General features: G+C 50.1%; 4 protein-coding genes. 3 read left to right on the top strand and 1 reads right to left on the bottom strand.

The window, feature by feature from the left end; translation table 11 throughout:
* The 3 genes from P8O70_06380 to P8O70_06370 all read left to right on the top strand — a co-directional run.
* A partial coding sequence (locus P8O70_06380) for a sodium-translocating pyrophosphatase (GenBank protein MDG2196501.1) occupies window positions 1–1,416 on the top strand: 1,416 nt, incomplete at its 5' end.
* A gap of 153 nt (window positions 1,417–1,569) precedes the next feature.
* Window positions 1,570–4,341, top strand: coding sequence for a response regulator (locus P8O70_06375; protein MDG2196500.1), 2,772 nt, complete (start codon window positions 1,570–1,572; stop codon window positions 4,339–4,341).
* A 99-nt stretch (window positions 4,342–4,440) separates the two neighbouring features.
* A complete protein-coding gene (locus tag P8O70_06370) occupies window positions 4,441–5,982 on the top strand; it encodes an NAD(P)H-hydrate dehydratase (protein ID MDG2196499.1) in 1,542 nt (513 codons plus the stop codon).
* Here P8O70_06370 and P8O70_06365 read toward each other — a convergent pair.
* A complete protein-coding gene (locus tag P8O70_06365) occupies window positions 5,951–6,325 on the bottom strand; it encodes a response regulator (GenBank protein MDG2196498.1) in 375 nt (124 codons plus the stop codon). The two genes, P8O70_06370 and P8O70_06365, sit on opposite strands and share 32 nt — an antisense overlap.
* Between the last annotated feature and the right edge of the window lie 113 nt (window positions 6,326–6,438).

The following is a 6,438-nucleotide window of genomic DNA, read 5'->3' as shown; positions in this document are numbered from 1 at the left end:
GTTGGTGATGTGGCCGGAATGGGCGCAGATCTTTTTGGTTCCTGTGCTGAAAGCACTTGTGCTGCGCTGGTGATTGGTGCTGTTGCTTTTGCCACAAATCTGGAAGCTCTACTTTTCCCGATCCTGATCACTGCGATTGGCATTCCATTGGCGCTAGCTACGATGTTTACAGCAAGGGTGCAGGAAGAGAAAGACGTGGCTCCTACTCTCAAGAAGATGCTGATCGTTTCCACGATCCTCAGCGTAGTTGTGATGTTCTTCGTAACCAAGTGGGCTCTGCCTGCAACCTTTGTGATCAGTGGCTCAGAATACACTAATCTTGGTATCTACTGGTGCTATTTCGCTGGTGCAGTTGCCGGACTGGCCGTTGGTCTATTGACGGAATATTACACATCTCATGACTTTGCACCCGTGCGGGAAGTGGCTAAAGCTTCAGAAACTGGGGCGGCCACCAACATAATTTTTGGCCTGGCACTTGGTTATCACAGTTCTGTCGGGTCGATTCTAGCGATTGCTGTCAGTATTTATGTGCCATTCTACTTTGGTGGGATGTACGGAGTAGCGATTGCTGCCTTGGGTATGCTCAGCACTCTGATCATTGGTTTGACAATCGACGCTTACGGTCCAGTGGCTGACAACGCTGGCGGTATCGCCGAAATGAGCGGAATGGAAGAGGGTGTGCGCAAGCGCACCGACGTGTTGGATGCTGCTGGTAACACGACCGCTGCGATTGGCAAAGGCTTCGCAATCGGTTCCGCGATTCTGACGGCGTTGGCTCTGTTTGCTGCCTTCCTGACCCGTGCTGACTATCTGCAGCCAGATGTTGACCTGATGGCTAGCATCAGCTTGCTGGATCCATTGGTACTGACTGGTCTCTTTGTAGGTGCCATGCTGCCCTTCCTCTTCTCAGCAATGACTATGAAGTCCGTTGGAAAAGCAGCCTTTGACATGATTGAGGAAGTACGCCGTCAGTTCCGTACGATTGATGGCATCATGGAGGGCAAGGCCGAGCCAGACTATGCACAATGTGTTGCCATTTCGACCAAGGCCGCCGTCCGTGAGATGATCCCTCCTGGTATCCTAATTTTAAGTACTCCAATCGTTGTAGGCTTCCTCTTTGGTATTCCTGCACTGGCCGGAGTATTAGCTGGTTCATTGGTCGCTGGCGGTGTTTTGGCAATTTCTTCAGCCAACTCTGGAGGGGCTTGGGACAATGCCAAGAAGTACATTGAAGCTGGGAACCTGGGTGGAAAGGGAACCGATACTCACAAAGCTGCTGTGGTTGGTGACACGGTAGGTGATCCCTTGAAAGACACCTCTGGTCCTTCACTGAACATTTTGATCAAGCTGTCAGCGATTCTCAGCCTTGTCTTTGTTCCCTTCTTCGTAGAATACGGTGGATTATTGGTCAACTGAGACCAACTAACGGATTCCCTCTTTTCAGGCTGGCTGATCACAGGCCAGCCTCTTCCTACCTCATTTTTCCACAAAAATATTGCTCTCTGTTAGTGCTTCTTAGATGATGTTGATTTTTGTGACTTTTTGTTAGCTTTCGTAGAGTTCATGCCCATGAATTCAGAGGAATCCGCATTTTCCCAAGATCAGCAAAACCGTGAAATTACGCTGGCCAACATGGCCTCCTATTATCGGGTTTTGTTAGAGAACGTACCGGATGCCCTGTTTGTCTTGAATACTGAGTGGAAGATCACCTTTGCCAATACCTGGGCTGAGGAAATCTTTGGCTATAGCCGGGAGGATCTAGATCTGCGAAGTCTTGCCGACCTGCTGATCCAGCCAACACAGGCAATGCCAAAGATTCAGGAAATTACACTGTTGCCTCCAGATGGTCAGGGTCGGAGTGTTGAGTGCTTTGCAAGACATCAATCTGGAAACGTTCTCCCAGTGGAAATCAGCGCCGTTCGCTCCCAAACCAGTCAGGGTACGATGATCATGGTTTCTGTGCGGGAAATCAGCGCTCGAAAGCAGGCTGAGCAGACCATGCGCAAACTCTCACATGCAGTTCACTTTAGCTCAGCGATGACGATCATTGCGGATCGTAGCGGTTGTATTGAATACGTGAACCGGAAGTTCATCGAAGTTACTGGTTTTGCGGAGGAAGATGTTTGTGGTCAGCAGATGGTGCAATTCTATCAGACAGACTCGACAAACAATGCGTATAGAGAACTCTGGGAGACAGTCACTGTAGGACAAGAATGGCAAGGAGAACTCCAGGCTCGCCGCAAAAACAATCAGGACTACTGGGCAAGAATGTTGGTGGCTCCTGTGCTGGAGGATAACGGAGATCTCAGCAGTGTGGTTGTGATGCAGGAAGATATCACGGTCCAGAAGCAGTATGAGCGAAGTTTGCATGAAGCGATGGAAGCGGCCAATGCCGCCAATGCGGCCAAGAGCGAGTTTCTCGCCAATATGAGCCACGAAATCCGCACACCGTTGAATGCGGTCATTGGGCTCGCTCAACTGTGTATCCAAACCCGTCTGAATCCACAGCAACGTGACTATCTGGACAAGATTGCAAGCTCAGCACAGTCACTGCTTGGCATCATCAACGATATTCTTGACTTCTCTAAAATTGAAGCCAACAAGCTGGAGTTGGAAGAAACAAACTTCAGCCTCGATTCAGTGTTCAAGAATATCTCAACGATGCTCTCAATCCGAGCGCTGGAAAAAAATATTGAGTTGCTTTTCGACGTGCCACCAAGTCTCCCAGCACAGCTGGTTGGGGATCCCTTGCGGCTTGGTCAGATCCTGACAAACCTGACCAACAATGCAGTCAAGTTCACCGAACGGGGTGAGGTTGTCATTGCCGTTGAAGAGTTGGAGCGTGCGACAGACATCATCCGGTTACGCTTTACGGTTCGGGACACGGGCATTGGTATTCCTGCAGAACAGCTGTCTCAGTTGTTCCAATCCTTCACTCAGGTCGATTCATCGACTACTCGGAAATATGGTGGTACAGGGCTAGGTCTAGCGATCTGCAAGCAACTCGTGGAGATGATGGGAGGAGAGATTCGTATACAGAGTACCGTGCACCAAGGAACTTCATTTTCTTTTGAGTTGAGCCTGAGAATGGCTTCTTCCCGTCCAGCTTCCCATCAGATGATTGCTAACTGCAGAAATCTGTGTGCTCTCATTGTGGATGACAATCGGACCTCGTGCCAGATCCTGGAGCAACAACTACAGGCCTTGGAATTACAAACTGAGGCTGTGCATTCTGGTGAAGAAGCTCTGCGAAGAGTAGGACGGGGAGCTTTTGATTTGGTGTTGATTGACTGGCGCCTCGGTGGAGGGATGGATGGCATTCGTACAGCTAAACTGATTGGGAGCGAACTGGAGTTGGAAAAGTTGCCAAAAATCCTGCTGGTGACGGCCTACGGTCGGGACGATCTTTGGCCTCGGGCACAGCAGGCAGGAGTCGGTGGGATGCTGATCAAGCCGATTCAAAAGCTGGCCCTGCACACGGCTCTCAACAATCTACTCCAGCCGAATACAGATCCTGATGGCACAGATTCTTTCCAAAGTAACAAGGTGGTGGAGCCAGATCTCAGCAAAATTCGTGGATCACGAATTCTATTGGTTGAGGATAACGAACTCAATCAGCAACTGGCTACCGAACTGCTCCGGCAGCGTAATTTCGTGGTAGATGTAGCTCCGAATGGTCAGGAGGCTCTCAATGTTTTACGACGCCAGTCCTATGATCTAGTATTGATGGACGTGCAAATGCCTGTGATGGATGGCTATGAAGCAACTCGCTTCTTAAGGCGCTTACCACAATTCAAGGAATTGCCCATCATCGCCATGACCGCCAATGCTCTTCATACAGACCGTGAGCAGGCGCTAGAAGTGGGGATGAACGATCATATTCCCAAGCCCATTGAGTTACAGTTGTTGTTGAGCAAATTGCTCCAATGGATTCCACCCAAGAAAAATGAGACAACCGTGCTGACCAATCAACCACTGGAGTCACCACCAAAAGAATTGCCTGCCAATGTTTCTGGGCTAGCGATCACAACCGCTCTGAATCGTCTGAACCAAAATACCTCGCTGTACCTGCGTCTGTTGGATGTCTTTCAGCGTAACCAGTCCAGCACGGCGGAAAAGATGCAGGAATTACTTGCGGAAGAAAATCTGGTAGAAGCTGCTCGGCTCGCCCATACCCTGAAGGGAATTGCGGGTAGTCTGGGAGCTAAAGGACTGGAGACGGCGTCTCGCACTGCTGAAGCACAACTGCGCGAAGGCAACGTGGTTCCGGATTCATTGGCTACTCTGGAAAAAGAACTCAAACAGGTTCTGAAAGCTGTAGCAGATTTGCTGGTGCGCTGAGATGCATGATCAGTGAAAAATATCCACTAGATCATCTGATTGCCCATTTCAGGATAGACTGGGTGTCGACCTGCTACTGTCAAGATACACAAAGCCAAAATGATAGAAGCCAACCTCCTCGATTGTTGTGACCGCTTAACAGATGCTGTGAGCATGCAGGCGATGGATCACCGAGCGATTGAGGAACTCGGGCTACCTGGCCTATTACTAATGGAGAATGCGGCTCGGGCTGTCGCAGACTGGGTGGAACAACGCTATCCAAACTCCAGGAGAATCTGTGTCTGCTGTGGAAGCGGCAACAATGGTGGAGATGGTTATGCGGCAGCCCGTCTATTGGCCAACCGGGGCTATTCTGTTTCGGTAGTCTGCCTTCAGGAACCTAACACTCCAGATGCTCAGCAGAACTTCCGTCTTTGGCAAAATTTCGGTCCCACTCTGACTTTCCCAGAACCTGCTGCAGCACAAGCCATTGAAGAAGCAGACGTTGTTCTGGATGCTATCTTTGGAGTTAGTCTGCGACGTCCTATTGTTGGTCTATATGCAGATTGGATTGCAGCCATCAATGCCAGCCCTGCAGAAGTAATCGGTGTGGATCTGCCTTCGGGAATTTCGGCAGATGAAAGTCAGATACTGGAAACAGCAACACGCTGTGAGTCTACGGTCACTTTTCAGGTTCCCAAGATTGGGTTGTGGCAACATCCTGGTCGTGAACAAGCTGGAGAGATTCATGTTGTCGATGTCTGCATTCCTCCGCATTGGCCAACTGGGGAGAAGTCCACTTACCTGCTGACAGAGAATTTTTTTCGACAAGCTCTTCCAAAACGTCCGATCACAGCCCACAAGGGAACTTTTGGCCATTTGCTGGTGCTGGGTGGTCAGGCAGGAATGGCAGGTGCGGTACAGTTGGCGAGTCAAGCAGCCTTGCAGGTGGGAACCGGACTAGTCACTGCAGCAGTACCAGGCGCTTTACGAGATAGGCTTCTCGGCGTTCCAGAAGTGATGACTTGGTCAGCATCTCAGACAAAAGATATTTGGCAAGTGAATGCTCTATCCGAACTGAGACCCCAATTGCGACGCTACAGTGCGCTGGTTGTGGGTTGTGGCATCGGTACCAACGAAGAAATCCCAGCATTGTTGGAGGGGATTTTACTGGCAGTGAGAGAGTTGCCAGTTCTGATTGATGCCGATGGGCTGAATGCGCTTGATCCGGATTGGCTTCGTGAAAGAGGAATTCCGGCTGTACTAACACCACATCCGGGGGAGTTGTCCCACTTGATTGGCCAGCCTGTCTCAGAGTTTCAGCGACAACGTGTGGCTACTGTGCGTCACTGGGCACAGATGTGGGGAGTAGTTCTGCTGCTCAAGGGAGCGCTCACGGTGATTGGTACTCCAGATGGACAGGTCTTCATCAATCCTACAGGCAATCCGGGAATGGCAACAGCAGGTTCTGGAGATGTCCTCAGTGGGATGATTGGAGGACTACTGGCGCAAGGCTTGAATCCTTTGGAGGCAACCTTAGTTGGTTGTTGGTGGCATGGAACTGCTGGGGATTGGAAGGCAAAACAGTCGGGCGAAGTTGGGTTGACAGCTGGTAGGTTGATCGAAGGAATCAGTCCTGTGTGGCAACAGGCAGCATTTTGAATAGTTCTGCTGGTAGTTGCTGAGCAAAAGGATATTCAACCAACCGATTCAAACCGAGTCTTTCGGCTGTTTCGGCAAATTCTGAGGAAAGTTCTTTCAGAGAAAAACCAAGTAGGATCAAATGCGCACAATCAGGTTCTGTACGAACCAAGCGCACCAGTTCCAATCCGTCCATCACAGGCAGTTCCAGATTCAGCAAAACAACATCTGGTTTGTTCACGACGGAGTTAGCGAAGCCTTCCCAGCCATTGAAAGCGACTTCCAACTGGAAGTGTTCCGAAAGTTGGTGTTGAATCTCACCCAAGCGTGTCAGATCGTGATCAATGTAAAGCAGATTGGGCATGCAGATTTTTTTAGGCAGAAGAGATTTGCAAATCAGCAACTAGACTGTATATAGAGAAGCCTTGCGATTCGCAAGCCGCAGACCTCGCTGACTTGCTCTTCATGGCAATGGGC

The sequence above is a fragment of the SAR324 cluster bacterium genome, assembly GCA_029245725.1.
GTDB lineage: Bacteria > SAR324 > SAR324 > SAR324 > NAC60-12 > JCVI-SCAAA005.
This window is presented reverse-complemented; position numbering and strand designations above follow the sequence as displayed.